Below are 17,893 nucleotides of genomic sequence, written 5' to 3' on the forward strand. Positions count from 1 at the left end.
GGGAAAACCAGCACCCGTTAGCAAAGCTTCTGTTTCGATCGGCTCATGTACTCAGCTTTACGCGTCCAGGTGTCGTTACCTGGCACAGTCCCGGTTATTAAAGGTATAATCCTGCGCATGACCCAACTGATTCAGACGCAAAGATGACAAAACTCACCCTACAAGAGCAGATGCTGAAAGCTGGCTTAGTGACCAGCAAGAAAATGGCCAAAGTGCAAAAAACGGCCAAAAAATCACGCGTTCAGGCGCGCGAGGCAAGAGAGGCCGTGGAAGAGAATAAGAAGGCGCAGCTTGAGCGTGATAAAGAGTTAAGCGAGCAGCAAAAGCAGGCCGCGTTAGCCAAAGAATTTAAAGCTCAGGTTAAGCAATTAATTGAAATGAACAGAATCGTTATTTCTCGTGGCGATATCGGTTATAACTTCACGGACAATAATTTAATTAAAAAAGTCTATGTGGATAAAGCAACCCAGGGCCAACTGATTAATGGCCGTCTTGCCATTGCCCGCCTGTCTACAGATAAGAATGGCGACAGTGAATATGCGATTATCCCCGCAAGCGTAGCGGATAAAATTGCCCAGCGTGACGCGAGCAGTATCGTATTAAACAGTGCGCTAAGCACCGAAGAACAGGATGAAGAAGATCCGTACGCGGACTTTAAAATACCTGATGATTTGATGTGGTAATGAGCATTTAACAGAGATATTCAGGGCGATGGATTTTATTTCATTGCCCTTTTGCAAATTTTGACCTTAAGTCGTGCACGTTTAGAGCCCACCAACCAGACATCAATGATGCTGGCATGTGGCATCTGAGAAGAAGCAATGCGTCGACTGTCCGCAAATGGAACACCGACCCAAAGTTCTGGTTATCGAACATTGCCACGGTCTCAGAGTATAGCTTTAACCTCGCCCATCTTTGGGAACCAGAAAATAAAAAGCGAAAGGTGATGAGCCAATGATTGTGAACATAATACTGTAAATGGCAACCCACGCGCCTTGAATGATGAAGAGTGATGCACTCCATTGTTCCATTGGCATATTATACTGCTCCTCAACGCCTTCGAAGGTCACGCTTGAGACGGCCGAAAAAACAATTATAAAAACAATAGCTACTGCAATCAGGAATTTTTTCCCTTCGCGAGTTTTGAATATCTTCAACATAATCCTTCCCTAACAGATGGTTTTAATCAGTACAGCCGTTATGAAACTGTAGTCTGGCAAAACGTCACCAAAAAATGTGATCCAGGCCCATCTCTGAAGATATTTCCGAATGAGCCGAAACTACAGTTTCCAGCCATGTTCAGAAGTCGACCGTAAGCTTTGTCTGACAAGGTTATCGGCACCAGGGCTCAAATTAAAGTATTTATTTGCACCAAAAGCGATATTTCAGTTGGTAACGGTTAAGCAAGAATGCCGCAACGTTTATGAAAAGCACAATTTCCATTCACTCATGCAGCGAGCTGAAGTGCGCTTATGGTAGCTTATAGCCTCCCGCATTTTGCTGAAGGTGGTATGTATGCTGAGCGGTCTAAATCACATAACCATTGCCGTAAGTGATGTTACGAGAAGCTTTGACTTTTATGTCAACACGCTTGGTTTTGTCCCTAAGGCCAGATGGGCCAGCGGGGCTTATCTTTGTCTTGGTAGCCTGTGGCTGTGCCTTTCCGCTGACGCGGTGGCCCCTCAGGAAGATTACACTCACTACGCATTCAGCATCCGCAGCGAAGACTTCGATGCGTTTGCTGCTCAGCTGAAGTCATCGGGCGTTAAAGAGTGGAAAACAAATAAGAGTGAAGGAAAATCTCTCTACTTCCTTGACCCTGATGGGCACAAGCTGGAAATACATGACGGCGATATGGAGAGCCGCCTCAACGCCTGCATGAGGCAGCCTTATGAAAAAATGGAATTTTTCTGATGTCTTGAAACTGAATGGTTAATTCAATCCGTACCCAGCCACATAAGTACGCATTCAAAGTTAACCTCAACCCAGACATCGTACATACCTCTCCCCGGAGCGCTGCACGATTTCGTCCGCCCTCTCCTTTATGTCCTTGCCTTCGAACGCGCCGTAGAGTTTCTTAAACTTCACGCCGCTCAGGCGACGCGTCATATCACGAACCGTCTCTGCTGCAAGCGGCAGCATATTTGGGTAACTCCACATAAAGGAGACGGCGTCCGCGCCCGGCGTTACCTGAAGGATATCCCCTGACAGCAGCACTCCTTCACCCTGCTGCCAGTGGAGTACGCTGCCGCCCGCGAAGTGGCCGCCGAGGCGCATCAGGGTGACATCGCTGGTCAGCTTAAGGGTGTCTCCTTCCCAGAGGGTAACGTGAGGGCTGTCACGCATGATCCACTCCCGGTCGCTGGTATGAAGATAAATCGGGGCGTCAAACGCTTCGGCCCAATCCTGCATGGTGGTGTAGTAATGAGGATGCGAGATGGCGATGGCTTTCAGCCCACCGAGGGCGGATACCAGCGTTCTGGTGGCTTCGTCGAAGGTGGCGATACAGTCCCAAAGAATATTGCCTTCCGGGGTTCGTACGATAAAAGCCCGCTGGTTAATGGCAAAATCTGGGACGGTGCGGATGCTGAGGAGGTCAGCCTCGTGCTGCCTCCACTTATTGCTATGGGTTGCAATCAGGGTATCGAAATCCACCCATTTCTGCCCCGCGGCTGGCACATACTGACGCTCATCTTCGCAGATCTTGCAGCGTTCGGGAGGGGAGCCGCTGACGTCGTAAGAAGTTCCGCAGGCTTTGCATAATGCGATCATTTAGGGGCGTTCTCCGTTCCGGTTAGCTACTATCAGTCTGGCACACCGGTAAGTAAAAAGTGCCAGATAATGCTGCCGGTCAAACTACGAAGAGGTTATTCAGAAAGGACTGGCATGACGGGCATGTACTGGCTTTTCGCTGGCGGGATGAATAAAGTGGAGCTCGCTGGCATGCAGCATCAGGCGCGGTGCGTGTTCCGTGCCCGGTTGGAGCAGCCCGCCGTAGAGATCGCAGCCCAGAATAGGATGGCCCAGCTGCTGGCTGTGAATGCGCAGCTGGTGCGTACGTCCGGTCTCCGGCGTCAGCTCGACCCGCGTTAGCGGCAGCAAATCGCGGTAGAAGCGCTCAACAACCCGATAGCGGGAGCGAGCGGGCTTGCCGTTGACCGCGCAAATCGACATTAACGGGAACAGCGCCGGATCTTTGGCTATGGGCGCGTCTATCACTCCTTCGTCTTTGTCCAGGTGCCCGCAAAGCAGCGCGCTGTAAACCTTACTGACGGTGCGCTGGCTGAACTGGTGGCAAAGCGCGGCGTTAACAGACTTGTTGCGGGCAACCACCATCAGCCCGGAAGTGCCGAAATCAAGCCGGTGGACCAGGGTACAGCCGGGGAAGATCTTTACCAGCCGGTGATGTACGGAATCGAGATTCTGCGGATTTTTCCCCGACAGGCTCAGCAGCCCGGCGGGTTTGTTAATAAGCACCAGGTGCTCGTCCTGACAGAGGATCTCGATCTCGTCATGGCACGGCGGGGCAATAAAAGTATCGATAATCGTAGACATCAGGCGGCCCGGCTGAAGAGTGGCAGCGGATAGTACCGAATTTACCCGCGGCTGGCGAATCTGGCCGCAGGCCGGGTAACACGACAGGCCTTTAAGCTAACGCAACAGGAGAAGATTATGCATTCACATCCAGTACGGCAGATCGTTGAAGCCTGTGACAGAGCCATCACCGCGAAAGACTATGACTCGCTGATGGAGCACTATGCGGAGGACGCCGCCCTGGTGGTTAAACCGGGCATGGTAGCCAACGGCAAAGAGGCTATCCGCAAAGCGTTTATCGCCATTGCCGATTACTTTCAGGACCAGCTGAGCGTGGAGCAGGGAGAGATGCAGATCGTCGAAGGCGGCGGAAACGCGCTGGTGATTATGGAAACGCGGCTTCGTTTCCCCGACGGCCACGGCGGCACGACGGAGACAACCCGTCGGGCAACCTATGTCTTTCGCCACGAGGCCGATGGCCGCTGGCTTTGCACCGTCGATAACTCATACGGTACTTCGCTGTTAGACGCGCAGACAGCCTGAAGCATCCCCATCATTTCCAAAAAAGGCAGCCCGTCATCTCAATTAAAAGTCTACATCACTCCCAGGTCCAGCGTTGTCGCTGCATATTTTGAGCGAGATTTTTAAGAGTTACACAGATAAGTAAGCGGGGGTATTAACGGAAGACGCTGGCGCTTATCCACCCTGGCACTCTTTGCTCAACAATAGCGTAGCGTCATCCGATGAAACTGCGCACCACAATCCCCTGCTCTTCCAGCAGCTGACGCACCCGACGGGCCATTTCAACCGCGCCGGGGGTGTCGCCATGCACGCAAAGAGAATCTGCCTGAATCGGGGTGAACGTTCCTTCTACAGAAATGATGCCGCCCTGGGTGATGAGCTGGAGCATACGCTGGGCAACTGTTTGCGGATCGTGAATTACCGAGCCTGGTTCACGGCGGGCAACTAAAGTGCCGTCACCGTGATAAGCACGGTCGGCAAAAGCTTCAGAAATTACCCGCAGCCCTTTTTGCTCGGCCCACTCCAGAATCTTTGAACCGGCTAGCCCCACCAGCGGCAGAGTCGAATCGGCCGCAAGTATGCCCTCAATCACCGCCGCTGCCTGGCGTTCGTCATGAGCGATGGTGTTATAGAGCGCGCCATGCGGTTTGACGTAGCGGACTGTTGTTCCCGCGGCTTTCGCCAGCCCCTGTAACGCGCCAATCTGATAGATGACATCGGCGGTCAGCTCGCCGCTGGCGATGTCCATACTGCGGCGGCCAAAACCAACGAGGTCGGGATAAGCGACGTGAGCACCAACGACCACGCCTTGTGCCTGTGCCGCACGCAGCGTACCGAGAAGACCAGCAGGCGAACCCGCATGAAATCCACAGGCAACGTTCGCGCTGCTGACTACGTTTAAAATCGCAGCGTCATCGCCCATCGTCCACTGCCCGAAGCTCTCACCCAGATCGCTGTTTAAATCGATTGTTATGCTCATTGCCAATTCCCTGTCCAAGACCTTAGAGAAAACTAGCATATATCAGGCTACTTACGCAGCGGCACGTCCTTTATCAGCCATGACAGAATAAATGCCAGCACCACTACGCCTGCCGCAATGATGTAAACCGAGTGCAGGGCTGAACCAAACGCCTGTAGATAGTCATTACGCAGGGCGACGGGCAGCTCATGCACGGCTTTTGCGCCCATCTGATGCGGAAGTTCTACGCCCGGAGGGATCAGCGCCATAAGCTTAGTTTGCAGAACGTTAGTGAAGATTGCACCGAAGCCCGCCACGCCAATCGAGCCGCCAATCTGGCGGAACAACGTAGCGCTGGAGGTTGCCACGCCGATCAGCTTTTGTTCCACGCTGTTCTGCACCGCGAGGATCAGCACCTGCATCACCATCCCCAGACCGCAGCCGAGCAGCGCTATATAGAAATAGAGCGTGTGCAGCGGCGAGTCGATTTTCAACGTGCCCAGCAGCGCCATGGCAATAAACGTCACCAGCGTGCCGACGATCGGGAAGATGCGGTAGCGACCAATTTTACTGATAATGCGGCCGCTAATAATCGAGGTGATCATCAGGCCGCCCATCAGCGGCAGCAGCTGGATGCCCGCCTCCGTTGGCGTCGACGATTTCACCACCTGCAAATAGAGCGGCAGGAAGGTCATCGAGCCAAACAGCGACATCCCGATGATAAAGCCAATCAGGCAGCTGAGCAGGAAAGTGCGGTCGCGGAACAGGCCCAGCGGGATGATCGGTTCGATGGCCAGCCGCTCTTCATAAATAAACCCGCCGAGCGTCACGGCAAAGAAGGCAAAGATGCACCAGAGCTGCGGATCGGACCACGCCATCACGGTGCCACCCTGGCTGGTAAAGAGGATCAGACAGGTTAGCGAGATGGCAAGATAGCCCGCGCCGAGGAAGTCTATCTGATGGCGAATGCGCGCCGTCTGCGGCTTCAGCACCGCGCCAATCACCAGCAGCGCAAAGACCCCGAGCGGCAGGTTGATATAAAAGATCCAGCGCCAGGAGAAATGTTCGACCAGGAAGCCGCCAATCAGCGGCCCGATAACGGTTGCCAGCCCAAATACCCCGCCAAACAGCCCCTGGTATTTACCGCGGTCCGCCGGGGGAATAACGTCCCCTACCGCTGCCATAGTGACTACCATCAGACCGCCGCCACCAAGACCTTGCAGGGCGCGCATCAGAATAAGCTGCGTCATATTCTGCGCCAGGCCGCACAGCGCGGAGCCGACCAGGAAGATCACAATAGCCGTTTGCAGAACGATTTTGCGCCCGAGCAGATCGCCAAATTTACCGTACAGCGGCACGACAATCGTTGAAGAAAGCAGATACGCCGTGACAACCCAGGAGAGTTTTTCCAGCCCGCCCAGCTCGCTAACAATCGTCGGCAGCGCCGTGGAAACGATAGTTTGATCCAGCGCGGCAAGCAGCATCACCAGCATCAGGGCGGCGAAGAGCAAACGAACCGAAGTAGTCTGCGGTGGGGAATCCGTGTGTGATTCGTGCGTTGTAGTCATTGGCTCCGGCTTAATCATTTACAGGTATTTTTATAGTAGGTCGGATAAGCGCAGCGTCATCCGACAAAACCTAATCAGTCAGCTGAGAAATTAATACGATGGGAATATTTTCACTGCTATCGGTTATTGTGGCTCAGTAACCTTCCTGACGCAGCGCCAAAACTCTTAAATAATAGGACGTCCGGTGGGGAGATCCCTTTTGTACCGAATTTCAGGACCCTTTTATGCAGAATAATGCTTATAAAAACTTTTTAATTCAGCAGGTTTACTATTCTCTTACGCCGTGAAATGTAAAGTTTAAAAAAGGATCGCCACCGCGCTTTTCATCCCCTTGTAAAGCTTCGGTCATTGGGAGTACATTAGCGCCGACTGGCCGCTCCCGGCCAAGGAATACAACGTGAAACGCTCCGCACGACGGATGAAGTTAATCCCAAAATGCCCCTCCGGCGATTTCACTTTTCTATACTGGTTTTCTGGCGACAAAAGTGCGTGAAGACGCGCGGAGCAATGCAAAGTGAAATATTTTCTGATGGGTATCTCAGTCATTCTGGCGGTGTGGGTCGGGACTTTTGTGATTATGATTTAATCTTCACGCAGCCGGTGATAAAAACAGGAGCCGATGGCTCCTGTTTGCGTTTTTATCCGGTGATATCCGTTGCGGCTTTAGTGGTCGCAGGAAGCAACCCGTCCGCACGGAACATGGATTTAATACCCCGCACCGCCTGCCGGATACGGTCGCGGTTTTCAATCAGCGCAAATCGCACGTGGGTATCGCCGTAATCACCAAAACCGATACCAGGCGAAACGCAGACCTTCGCGTCCTGTAGCAACTTCTTGGCAAACTCCAGCGACCCCATCGCCGCATACTGTTCTGGAATTTTCGCCCACACGTACATAGAAGCTTTCGGGCATTCCACCATCCAGCCAGCTTCATGCAGCCCTTTGACCAGCACGTCGCGGCGGCGCTTGTACTGTTCGGCGATATCTTTCACGCACTGCTGATCCCCTTCCAGCGCGGCGATCGCCGCCACCTGCAACGGAGTAAACGTGCCGTAATCGTGATAGCTTTTGATACGCGCCAGCGCGCTTACCAGCTCCTGGTTGCCCACCATAAAGCCAATACGCCAGCCCGCCATGTTATAGCTTTTTGACAGCGTAAAGAATTCGACGGCCACGTCGCGCGCGCCGGGAACCTGCATGATAGACGGCGCTTTCCAGCCGTCGTACACGATATCGGCATAGGCCAGATCGTGGATCACCAGCACGTCATAGCGCTTAGCCAGCGCCACAACCTTTTCGAAGAATTCCAGCTCCACGCACTGCGCCGTTGGGTTAGACGGGAAGCCCAGGATCATCATCTTCGGCTTCGGGTAGCTTTCGCGAATGGCGCGCTCCAGCTCGTTAAAGAAGTCAACGCCTTCCACCAGCGGCACGGAACGCACCTGCGCACCCGCGATGACCGCGCCGTAGATATGAATCGGGTAGCTCGGGTTTGGCACCAGCACAGTGTCACCATGATCGAGCGTGGCCAGCATCAGGTGCGCCAGCCCTTCTTTCGAGCCGATGGTGACAATCGCTTCGCTCTCCGGATCGATATCCACTTCATAGCGATCTTTGTACCAGCGAGAAATTGCGCGGCGCAGGCGTGGGATACCACGGGAGGTGGAGTAGCCGTGCGTGTCGTCACGCTGGGCTACGGTGCAGAGTTTTTCAACGATATGCGGAGGCGTAGGGCCGTCGGGGTTGCCCATGCTGAAATCGATAATATCTTCGCCACGGCGACGCGCGGCCATTTTCAGTTCGGCGGTGATATTAAATACATACGGGGGAAGACGATCGATACGCGAAAAACGACGTTTAGGACTGGAGTCAGCCATAGATTCCTCTGGTTTACGTAAGCGCCCGGACCGTCCGAGCGACGCTGCCACGCTGTTGTGGCCCGCTTTGAAAATAGCCTGAATAAAAATCATCTGTCGAGAGGCTAAGCGAAAATATTTTTGTTTCGCCTAAAACATGAACTTTCATTTGAAAGCCATCACTGTTTTATTTGATACTAAAGCCTATATTAACCTCATCGCAACAAAACAATTACCTCTTACCCGATGACAACGAGGAACCTGCCATGAACCTGAACATCGATGAATTGCCGCAAGAAATTCGCCATATTAAACAACAGCTTCGAAAAAACCTCCCCAATTACAAAGAGGTGTTCGCCGAACTGGAAAGGGATATGCGCCGCCAGATCGACGACATTCGTTCTGAGCTTGATCGCGGAGAAAACCCCGTCCCGCAAATTCATGCCGATGACATCGTGCAAAACCGCATTAGCGAGCAGCAAAAAGCCCTGATCCGCCAGCGCGGATGCTGCACCGTTAAAGGGGTTTTCCCGGAGCAGCAGGCCCGCGCCTGGAACGAAGAGATCGGTAATTACCTTGCGCGAAACAACTTTACCGACAGGCTAAAGAACGCAGCAGAAGACAACTACTTCGGCACGCTTGCCGCCAGTAAGCCGCAAATTTACGGCATTTACTGGTCAAAACCGCAGGTCGAAGCGCGCCAGCACGAACGCATGAAAGCGGTGCAAGTGTTCCTCAATAACCTGTGGGAGACCGAAAGCAACGGTAAACAGCACTTTGATGCCGACCGTGTGGTGAGCTACGCCGACCGGACGCGCCGCCGTCCGCCTCGTTCAACCTCGCTGGGCCTTTCCCCACACGTTGACGGCGGCTCCGTTGAACGCTGGCTGGATGACAACTTCCGCCACGTTTACCGTCACGTTTTTGCAGGCCAGTGGCAGAACTACAACCCTTTTGCCGCAGAAGGCCGTACGGAAGTACGCGAGTTCCCTTCCCCGGCGGTGTGCTCCATGTTCCGCACCTTCCAGGGCTGGACCGCACTTAGCCCGCAGCGCAAACACGGCGGCACGCTGAATCTGCTGCCGATTGCCAATGCTATGGCCTATATTTTGCTGCGTGCCCTACAGGATGACGTGCCGGAAGATTCGCTTTGCGAAGCCTGGCCGGGCCGCGCGCTGTCCATTAACGAACGGTGGCATCCCCTTTTATTAACGGGGATATCCTCAATTCCTGATATGGAAGCGGGCGACACCGTGTTCTGGCACTGCGACGTGATCCACTCGGTTGAAAACGAGCATCTTGGCGAGTTCGACAGCAACGTCATGTATATCGCTGCAGCCCCCTGGTGCGAGAAGAACATTGCCTATCTTGAGCGCCAGTGGCCGGCGTTTGTAGAAGGTCAGTCCCCGCCGGACTTTGCCGCTGACGATTTCGAGGTAGATTTCAGCGGCCGGGCAACGCCTGCGGACTTGACCGCCGCCGGGGTTGAGCTGATGGGCGGGAAATAGTTTTTCTGCGGATGACGCAGGCTTATCCGCCCTACGATCCGGGAATTGTAGGGCGGATAAACAAAGTGCCACCCATCACGTGTTCGGTATGAGGGTTCTGGCTTCCCCGTCAGAATTTCCTTATCATGGCCTCTTCCCTCAAGGCATGCGAGTAACCCGTGCACGAAATTTTTAATATGCTGCTGGCAGTGTTTGACCGGGCGGCGCTGATGCTTATTTGTCTTTTCTTCCTGATCCGCATCCGCCTGTTTCGCGAGCTGCTGCACAAAAACGCCCACACGCCGAAAGAGCTGCTGGCCGTTACCGCTATTTTCTCGATGTTCGCCCTCTTCAGCACCTGGTCCGGCGTGCATGTTGAAGGCTCGCTGGTCAACGTGCGGATTATCGCCGTTATGGCGGGCGGCATTCTGTTTGGCCCATGGGTAGGCATTATTACCGGCGTGATTGCCGGGACGCACCGCTATTTAATTGATATCGGCGGCGTCACCGCCGTGCCGTGCTTTATTACCAGCATTACCGCAGGCTTTATCTCCGGGTGGATCAACCGCAAAGTGCCGAAAGAGCAGCACTGGCGCATCGGGATTATCGCCGGCATGCTATGCGAAACGATGACCATGACGCTGGTCGTGCTCTGGGCGCCGTCCATCGAGCTTGGCTGGGATATCGTCTCAAAAATCGGCGCGCCGATGATTCTGGGCTCGGTTTCCATCGGTTTTATCGTGCTGCTGGTGCAGAGCGTTGAAGGGGAAAAGGAGGCCAGCGCGGCTCGCCAGGCGAAGCTGGCGCTGGATATTGCCAACAAAACCCTACCGCTGTTTCGTAATGTGAACAGCGAATCCCTGCGCAAGGTCTGCGATATTATTCGTCAGGACATCGATGCCGATGCGGTAGCGATTACTGACAACGATAAAGTGCTGGCCTACGTTGGCGTCGGTGAGAAGAACTATAAGCAGAACGACCTCGGGATCAGCCCGCGTACCAGGCTGGCGCTGCGTGAAGGCAAAATCATTATCCGCAACGACGACGAGGCCTACCGCACGCCGGAGATCCACTCCCTGATCATCATCCCGCTGTGGGAAAAAGGCGTGGTGACCGGCACGCTGAAAATTTACTATCGCCACGCGCACCAGATCACCTCCACGTTGCAGGAAATGGCGGTTGGGCTGTCGCAGATAATCTCGACCCAGCTCGAAGTTTCCCGCGCTGAGCAGCTGCGCGAAATGGCGAACAAGGCTGAGCTGCGGGCGCTGCAAAGTAAGATTAACCCGCACTTTCTGTTTAACGCGCTGAACGCCATTTCCTCTTCAATTCGCCTGAATCCGGACACCGCCCGCCAGCTGATTTTCAATCTTTCACGCTATCTGCGCTTCAATATTGAGCTGAACGACGACGAACAGATCGATATCAAGCGCGAGCTTTACCAGATTAAAGATTACATCGCCATCGAACAGGCCCGCTTCGGGGATAAGCTGACGGTGATTTATCACATTGATGAAGAGGTGACGTGTAAGATCCCGAGCCTGCTCATCCAGCCGCTGGTCGAGAATGCCATCGTGCATGGGATCCAGCCCTGCAAAGGGAAAGGCGTGGTCACCATCAGCGTGGAAGAGAGCGGTAACCGAGTGCGTATTGCGGTCCGGGACACGGGCAACGGTATCGATCCGAAAGTCATTGAGCGCGTAGAGGCCAACGAGATGCCGGGCAACAAAATCGGCCTGCTGAACGTTCATCATCGGGTTAAGCTGCTCTATGGCGAAGGGCTGATTATTCGCCGCCTCGAGCCGGGTACCGAGATTGCGTTTTACGTGCCGAAGGCCGTCGCCAGCCTGCCGCCGGGGCTGCTGCCGCTGGAAGGAGAGAAAGGATGAAGGTGATCATTGTAGAAGATGAGGTGCTGGCCCAGCAGGAGCTGAACTGGTTGATCCAAAACCATTCGCAGATGGACATTGTTGCCACCTTTGACGACGGCATGGACGTGCTGAAATACCTTCAGCATCATGAAGTGGACGCCATTTTCCTCGACATTAACATCCCGTCGCTGGACGGCGTGCTGCTGGCGCAGAACATCAGTAAGTTTGCCCATAAGCCCTTTATCGTGTTTATCACCGCCTGGAAGGAGCATGCGGTAGAAGCCTTTGAGCTTGAGGCCTTCGACTACATTCTGAAGCCTTATGAGGAGTCGCGGATTATTGGCATGCTGCAAAAGCTGGAGGCCGCGCACCATCAACAGACCGCGCCGCAGGTTCACGCCAGCAGCAGCCGTGAAAACCTCACCATTAACCTGGTAAAGGATGAGCGTATTATCGTCACGGACATCAACGATATCTATTACGCGGAAGCGCACGAGAAAATGACGTTTGTTTATACGCGACGCGAGGCCTACGTGATGCCGATGAATATCACCGAGTTTTGCAGCCGTCTACCCGAAAGCCGCTTCTTTCGCTGCCACCGCTCTTACTGCGTGAACTTAAGCAAGATCCGCGAGATCGAACCGTGGTTTAACAACACCTATATTTTGCGCTTAAGGGATTTAGATTTTCAGGTGCCGGTGAGCCGCAGCAAGGTGAAAGAGTTTCGCCAGCTGATGCGGCTGTAATGCGGGAAAGGGTGGATGAGCGCAGGCACCATCCACCGCATTTTTTGCAGGTTAAAGGATCTGCCCCAGCGTCTGGCGCAGATGCGCGCCGGCCCCCAGCAGTCCCGGCTGATCGTGGACGATCAGGTAGACCGGGATGTCTTTAACGTAATCCCTGAAGCGCCCTTTATCTTCAAACCCACCGCGGAAACCGGAGGCTCTGAAGAACTCAAGGAAGCGCGGCACGATGCCGCCTGCGATATAAACCCCGCCGAAGCAGCCGAGTGTTAAAGCCAGGTTACCCCCAAAGCGCCCAAGCACTACGCAGAATAGCGAAAGCGCACGCTTACAGTCCGTGCAGCTGTCGTTCAGCGCGCGTTCGGTAATGTCTTTAGGTTCGTAGCGTTCCGGCTCGCGGCCGTCAGATTTAACAATCGCGCGGTAGAAGTTCACCAGCCCCGGACCTGAAAGTACGCGCTCCGCCGACACGTGGCCGATTTCCGCGCGCAGCTCTTCAAGGATAATGCCCTCTTCTTCGCTGTTCGGCGCAAAGTCGACGTGGCCGCCTTCGCCCGGCAGGCTTACCCAGCGTTTATCAACGTGGACAAGGTGCGCCACACCAAGCCCGGTGCCCGCGCCGTAAACCGCAACCGGCTTGCCCTGCACCGGCTCGCCGCCGCCGAATTTGATCAGGTGTTCCTCTTTGATCATCGGAATCGCCATCGAAACGGCGGTGAAATCGTTGATGATTTCCAGATGGTCAAAGCCAAGATTCTTTTTCATTTCGGCGATGGAAAATTCCCAGGTATGGTTGGTCATCGCCACCCAGTCGCCGGTTATCGGGCAGGCGATGGCGATACAGCCATCCGTCACGCTTGCGTTGTGCTCTTTGAGATAATGCACCACCACCGCTTCCAGGCTCGGAAAATCGAGGCCGGAGTAGGTTTTTGCCTGCGTGATATCACCATTTTCAACGTTACACAGTGCCAGACGCGCGTTGGTGCCGCCAACATCTCCCACCAAAGCATATTTTGTCATTCTTCAACTGCTCCGCTAAAGTCAGAATAAGTCCTGGCCACACTGTAAAATTAGCCAGCCAAAACAACAACGCCCCGCTGAGTTATCTCCCGGGATTATAGATCTACGTCACATATTAGCCTGAACGTTTCAGCCCGTTTTGCGTAAGCGTGGAGCGACGTTCTCTGTCAGACTGTAACAAGTGACCTATACGCGTTAAAAATAGCAAAAAATAAGGAAGGATTATGCTCCATCCGCGAGCCAGAACCATGCTGGTTCTTTCTGTTCCGGCTTTAATCATCGGTGTTTTTTCCAGCCTGATATTGATTCTGGTGATGAAAGTTGCCTCCATCTTACAATCTTTTCTGTGGATTACGCTGCCTGTTCACTTCGGTATGGATATTAATTCGCCGGTTTGGATCCTACTGACGCTGACGATGACCGGCGTTGCCGTAGGGCTGGTGATCCGCTATATGCCGGGTCACGCGGGACCCGATCCCGCAACAGAACCGTTAATTGGCGCCCCCGTGCCGGTAATGGCGCTGCCGGGGCTGATTCTGGCGCTGATTCTTGGCCTGTCCGGCGGGGTGAGCCTCGGCCCGGAGCACCCTATCATGGCGGTAAATATTGCCCTGGCCGTCGCCATTGGCGCACGCCTCCTGCCCAGGGTCGGCGCGCTGGACTGGACGATCCTTGCGGCTGCCGGGACCATCGGCGCATTGTTTGGTACCCCCCTTGCGGCAGCGCTGATTTTTTCGCAGACGCTCAACGGCAGTAACGACGTACCGATTTGGGACAGATTATTTGCGCCGCTGATGGCGGCGGCGGCGGGTGCCCTCACAACGGGCTTCTTCTTCGATCCTGATTTCTCCCTGCCTGTGGAACAATATGCCGAACTGCACGTCGTCGATATCTTCAGCGGGGCGGTTGTCGCGGCTATCGCTATCGCGCTGGGTATGGTCGCCGTCTGGTGTCTGCCTCATGCCCATCGCCTGATACACAAGCTTAAACATCCGGTGCTGGTGCTGGGTGCCGGTGGCTTTCTGCTGGGCCTGCTGGGTCTTGTCGGCGGCGAAGTGACGCTGTTTAAAGGGCTGGACGAGATGCGCCAGCTCGGCACGGCGAACTACGCCGTTGGTACGCTGCTGATGTTTGCGATGGTAAAACTCGCTGCGCTGGTTGTCGCCTCCGCCTGCGGATTTCGCGGTGGACGCATTTTCCCGGTAGTGTTTGTCGGCGTGGCGCTGGGGATGATGCTTCACCAGCACGTTGAGGCAGTACCGGCGGCCATCACCATCTCCTGCGCCATCCTTGGCCTGGTGTTAGTGGTTACCCGCGACGGCTGGCTGAGCCTGTTTATGGCGATGGCCGTGGTGCCGGACATCAAACTGCTGCCGCTGCTGTGTATCGTGATGCTGCCGGCCTGGCTGCTGCTGGCAGGCAAGCCGGTAATGATGGTCGACAGGCATAACGACTAGTCTTCCTGGGCGTTGCGGCGTGCTAAGGACGTCGTGACGGCCTGTAACAGCTCCGGCACGTCTTGCTTCGGCAGAACGACTTCGATAAGCGTGAGCCGTTCTGCCCCGCCCGCTTTAGCCATAGCCTCTTCAAGCTGCACCGTTTCAGTTACCCGCCAGCACTGCGCCTCACAGTTCAGATGTAGCGCCTGCGGCAGCTGCGTCCAGTTCCACGGCGCGATGTCGTTATAGCGCTGCTCCGCCCCATGTATCGCCCGCTCGACCGTGTAGCCGTCGTTGTTCAGCAGGAAAATCACCGGCGTCTGTTTATCCCGCTGCATCGACCCCAGCTCCTGAATAGTAAGCTGTGCCGAGCCATCCCCCACCAGCAACACGACGCGGCGGTTCGGGCAGGCCGTCTGCGCGCCAAACGCGGCGGGCAGCGTGTAGCCAATCGATCCCCACAGCGGCTGAGCTATAAAAGTCGAACCCGCAGGCAGCGTGAGCGTGGCCGCCCCGAATGCCGCCGTCCCCTGATCGGCAAGAATGATATCGCCAAGCAGGAGAAATTTTTGTATCGACTGCCAGAACGCGTGCTGGTCAAGCCTGCCACTTTCGCAGGTCGGCAGCGTGGGCGGCTTCTGGTCCGGCACTGGCCAGTGTGAAACCTGGCGCTTGCAGAGCTGATGCAGAACTTCCACCGCCTGCGTCATCGGCAGGCCGCTGAACCAGCGTTCGCCGATGCGCGTGGCGTTGGGCTGAATATCTATCGTCTGCTGTCGCGTCAGCTTCTGGGTAAAACCTGCCGTAATGGTATCGGTGAATTTCACCCCCACGCAGACCACCAGCTCCGCTTCTTCAATAGCGATCCTGATCCCCTTCTCGCTCGCCGCCCCGCTGTATGTTCCAATAAACCCCTGCTGCCCCTCATCGAACAGGCCTTTGCCCATCAGCAGCGTGGCGTGCGGCAGCGGCGTGTCGTCCATCCACTGCTGGAGCGCTTTTTGCTGCCCGTAGCGCAGCGCCAGGAAATCCGCCAGCAGGGCAACGCTGCGGCTTTCAGAGAGCCTGGCCTGGGCGGCGCGTCGAAACTCATCCAGGACGGCGGTTTCACCGTATGCAGGATCAATCTCAAGCGGGCTATCGGGGGCGGTAGCAGGAGCCATGGCTACATCGCTCGGCAGGAGCAGATAGCCGGGGCGGCGGTTGCTTAGCGACGCTTTCAGCACCCGATCGATTTCATAGCAGGCATTTTCCGGGGTCAGCGCAGCCTGCGAAACGCTGACTTCACGGGCCATGCGGGCGAAATGGTTAAAATCCCCGTCGCCCAGGGTGTGATGCATCAGTTCGCCCCGCTGCTGGGCAGCCAGGCACGGAGATCCAACGACATGAATGACGGGCAGATATTCAGCGTAGCTGCCCGCAATGCCGTTAACGGCGCTGAGTTCACCTACGCCGAAGGTTGTGAGCAGCGCCGCCGCGCCGCTACAACGGGCATAGCCATCTGCGGCGTAAGCCGCATTCAGCTCGTTGGCGCAGCCAACCCAGGCAACGGATTCATGGGCAATGACGTTATCGAGAAACTGCAGGTTGTAGTCGCCGGGGACGCCGAATAGATGGGCAATTCCGCATTCCGTAAACCGGTCGAGAAGATAGTCCGCAACACAGTAGCGCATGGCATATTCCTTCCAGCAGGGGTCTGCTGTGAGTATTGGACATCTGCGATCGCTGTCGAGCGATAGAGCTCAAATAGAGTGTGGAAAGAAGGATTTACAGCAAAACGAGGTGTAAGCTGAGGGTCGCGCGTTCTGTGTAAACGTATACACTAGGTTGAGCATTCACTGACAAGGGTAACAACATGGTCTACCAGGCAAATCCTTCCCGTTATGAATCAATGCCGTATCGCCGCTGTGGGCGCAGCGGTCTGAAGCTCCCGGCTATTTCGCTTGGGCTGTGGCATAACTTTGGCGATACCACGCTGCTCGATAACAGCCGCCAGCTTCTGCGCCGCGCCTTTGATGTCGGCATTACCCATCTGGATCTGGCGAACAACTATGGTCCGCCTCCGGGTTCCGCAGAAGAGAATTTTGGCCGCATCCTGCGGGAAGATTTTCTGCCGTATCGCGACGAGCTGATTATCTCTTCGAAAGCGGGCTATACCATGTGGGACGGTCCTTACGGCGACTGGGGTTCCCGCAAGTATCTGCTTTCCAGCCTCGATCAGAGCCTCAGGCGCATGGGCCTAGAGTACGTCGATATCTTCTATCACCACCGTCCGGACCCGGAAACACCGCTGGAAGAGACGATGCGCGCGCTGGATCACGCGGTGCGTCAGGGCAAGGCGCTGTACGTTGGTATCTCTAACTATCCGGCAGATCTTGCACGCCAGGCGATTGATATCCTGAACGATTTTGGCACACCGTGTCTCATCCACCAGCCGAAGTATTCGATGTTTGAACGCTGGGTAGAGGGGGGATTGCTGGATCTCCTGCAGGAAAAAGGCGTGGGGAGCATTGCTTTCTCGCCTCTGGCTGGCGGGCAGCTCACGGACCGCTACCTGAACGGGATTCCGGCTGATTCTCGCGCAGCCAGCGGCAGCATCTTCCTGAAGGCCGACCAGCTGACCGAAGAGAAGCTGGCTAAGGTACGCAAGCTAAATGCCGTAGCGGAACGCCGCGGGCAGAAGCTGTCGCAAATGGCGCTGGCCTGGGTGCTGCGCGGGGACAGGGTTACCTCAGTGCTGATCGGTGCCAGCAAAATCAGCCAGATTGATGATGCGGTGGGCATGCTCAACAACCGCCATTTCACCGCGGCTGAAGAAGCAGAGATCGAAGCTATTCTGGTGTAACCGCTTACCCGAACTGATGAAACATTCGGCTCCTTTAGCAAAAAGTGCTG

The 17,893-nt window shown here is 55.2% G+C and carries 17 protein-coding genes; 9 read left to right on the forward strand and 8 right to left on the reverse strand.

The window, feature by feature from the left end:
- Nucleotides 1-143: 143 nt before the first annotated feature.
- Complete coding sequence (locus ACA108_15915) at nt 144-683, forward strand: DUF2058 domain-containing protein (GenBank protein ID XEX94850.1); 540 nt, start codon at nt 144-146, stop codon at nt 681-683.
- Nucleotides 684-899: 216 nt separating this feature from the next.
- Here ACA108_15915 and ACA108_15920 read toward each other — a convergent pair whose 3' ends face one another.
- A complete protein-coding gene (locus ACA108_15920; GenBank protein XEX94851.1) occupies nt 900-1,160 on the reverse strand; it encodes a DUF2534 family protein in 261 nt (86 codons plus the stop codon).
- 355 nt (nt 1,161-1,515) lie between these two features.
- On the opposite strand from ACA108_15920, the gene fos reads away from it, so the two are divergent.
- Complete coding sequence (gene fos / locus ACA108_15925; protein ID XEX94852.1) at nt 1,516-1,914, forward strand: fosfomycin resistance glutathione transferase; 399 nt, start codon at nt 1,516-1,518, stop codon at nt 1,912-1,914.
- Nucleotides 1,915-1,980: 66 nt separating this feature from the next.
- Here fos and ACA108_15930 read toward each other — a convergent pair whose 3' ends face one another.
- Entirely contained in the window at nt 1,981-2,772 is a 792-nt protein-coding gene (locus ACA108_15930) for an MBL fold metallo-hydrolase (protein XEX94853.1), read from the reverse strand.
- A 99-nt stretch (nt 2,773-2,871) separates the two neighbouring features.
- Nucleotides 2,872-3,555 (reverse strand): RluA family pseudouridine synthase, encoded by a 684-nt coding sequence (locus ACA108_15935; GenBank protein ID XEX94854.1) that lies wholly within the window; start codon nt 3,553-3,555, stop codon nt 2,872-2,874.
- Nucleotides 3,556-3,672: 117 nt separating this feature from the next.
- On the opposite strand from ACA108_15935, the gene ACA108_15940 reads away from it, so the two are divergent.
- Nucleotides 3,673-4,077: an SgcJ/EcaC family oxidoreductase gene (locus ACA108_15940; protein XEX94855.1), complete on the forward strand. Its 405-nt coding sequence runs from the start codon at nt 3,673-3,675 to the stop codon at nt 4,075-4,077.
- 193 nt (nt 4,078-4,270) lie between these two features.
- Here ACA108_15940 and ACA108_15945 read toward each other — a convergent pair whose 3' ends face one another.
- Nucleotides 4,271-5,035 (reverse strand): LamB/YcsF family protein, encoded by a 765-nt coding sequence (locus tag ACA108_15945; GenBank protein ID XEX94856.1) that lies wholly within the window; start codon nt 5,033-5,035, stop codon nt 4,271-4,273.
- 47 nt (nt 5,036-5,082) lie between these two features.
- On the reverse strand, nt 5,083-6,582 hold the full coding sequence (locus tag ACA108_15950; GenBank protein XEX94857.1) for an MDR family MFS transporter: 1,500 nt from the start codon (nt 6,580-6,582) through the stop codon (nt 5,083-5,085).
- A gap of 529 nt (nt 6,583-7,111) precedes the next feature.
- Between ACA108_15950 and ypdK the strand changes: the two genes are divergently transcribed.
- On the forward strand, nt 7,112-7,168 hold the full coding sequence (ypdK, locus tag ACA108_15955; GenBank protein XEX98132.1) for a membrane protein YpdK: 57 nt from the start codon (nt 7,112-7,114) through the stop codon (nt 7,166-7,168).
- A gap of 52 nt (nt 7,169-7,220) precedes the next feature.
- Here the strand turns inward: ypdK and alaC are convergent, their stop codons facing one another.
- Nucleotides 7,221-8,459 carry an alanine transaminase gene (gene alaC / locus ACA108_15960; GenBank protein XEX94858.1) on the reverse strand — a complete coding sequence of 413 codons (1,239 nt, stop codon included), beginning with the start codon at nt 8,457-8,459 and terminating at the stop codon, nt 7,221-7,223.
- Between the two features lie 245 nt (nt 8,460-8,704).
- Between alaC and ACA108_15965 the strand changes: the two genes are divergently transcribed.
- The 3 genes from ACA108_15965 (at nt 8,705) to ACA108_15975 (ending at nt 12,542) form a co-directional block, all read left to right on the forward strand.
- On the forward strand, nt 8,705-9,946 hold the full coding sequence (locus ACA108_15965; GenBank protein ID XEX94859.1) for a DUF1479 domain-containing protein: 1,242 nt from the start codon (nt 8,705-8,707) through the stop codon (nt 9,944-9,946).
- Between the two features lie 158 nt (nt 9,947-10,104).
- Nucleotides 10,105-11,814 carry a LytS/YhcK type 5TM receptor domain-containing protein gene (locus ACA108_15970; GenBank protein ID XEX94860.1) on the forward strand — a complete coding sequence of 570 codons (1,710 nt, stop codon included), beginning with the start codon at nt 10,105-10,107 and terminating at the stop codon, nt 11,812-11,814.
- A complete protein-coding gene (locus ACA108_15975) occupies nt 11,811-12,542 on the forward strand; it encodes a LytR/AlgR family response regulator transcription factor (protein XEX94861.1) in 732 nt (243 codons plus the stop codon). The genes ACA108_15970 and ACA108_15975 overlap by 4 nt, the downstream gene beginning before the upstream one ends.
- A 51-nt stretch (nt 12,543-12,593) precedes the next feature.
- Here ACA108_15975 and glk read toward each other — a convergent pair whose 3' ends face one another.
- Nucleotides 12,594-13,559, reverse strand: a complete 966-nt coding sequence (glk, locus tag ACA108_15980) for a glucokinase (protein ID XEX94862.1) — start codon at nt 13,557-13,559, stop codon at nt 12,594-12,596.
- A gap of 224 nt (nt 13,560-13,783) precedes the next feature.
- Here glk and ACA108_15985 point away from each other — a divergent pair, with 224 nt between their 5' ends.
- Nucleotides 13,784-15,016 (forward strand): ion channel protein, encoded by a 1,233-nt coding sequence (locus tag ACA108_15985; protein XEX94863.1) that lies wholly within the window; start codon nt 13,784-13,786, stop codon nt 15,014-15,016.
- On the opposite strand, the gene ACA108_15990 is transcribed toward ACA108_15985, so the two are convergent.
- Complete coding sequence (locus ACA108_15990) at nt 15,013-16,671, reverse strand: alpha-keto acid decarboxylase family protein (GenBank protein XEX94864.1); 1,659 nt, start codon at nt 16,669-16,671, stop codon at nt 15,013-15,015. The two genes, ACA108_15985 and ACA108_15990, sit on opposite strands and share 4 nt — an antisense overlap.
- 182 nt (nt 16,672-16,853) lie before the next feature.
- Here ACA108_15990 and mgrA point away from each other — a divergent pair, with 182 nt between their 5' ends.
- Nucleotides 16,854-17,843 carry an L-glyceraldehyde 3-phosphate reductase gene (gene mgrA, locus ACA108_15995; GenBank protein ID XEX94865.1) on the forward strand — a complete coding sequence of 330 codons (990 nt, stop codon included), beginning with the start codon at nt 16,854-16,856 and terminating at the stop codon, nt 17,841-17,843.
- Nucleotides 17,844-17,893 lie beyond the last annotated feature (50 nt).

This window comes from Dryocola sp. LX212 (assembly GCA_041504365.1).
In the GTDB taxonomy this organism is placed as follows: domain Bacteria; phylum Pseudomonadota; class Gammaproteobacteria; order Enterobacterales; family Enterobacteriaceae; genus Dryocola.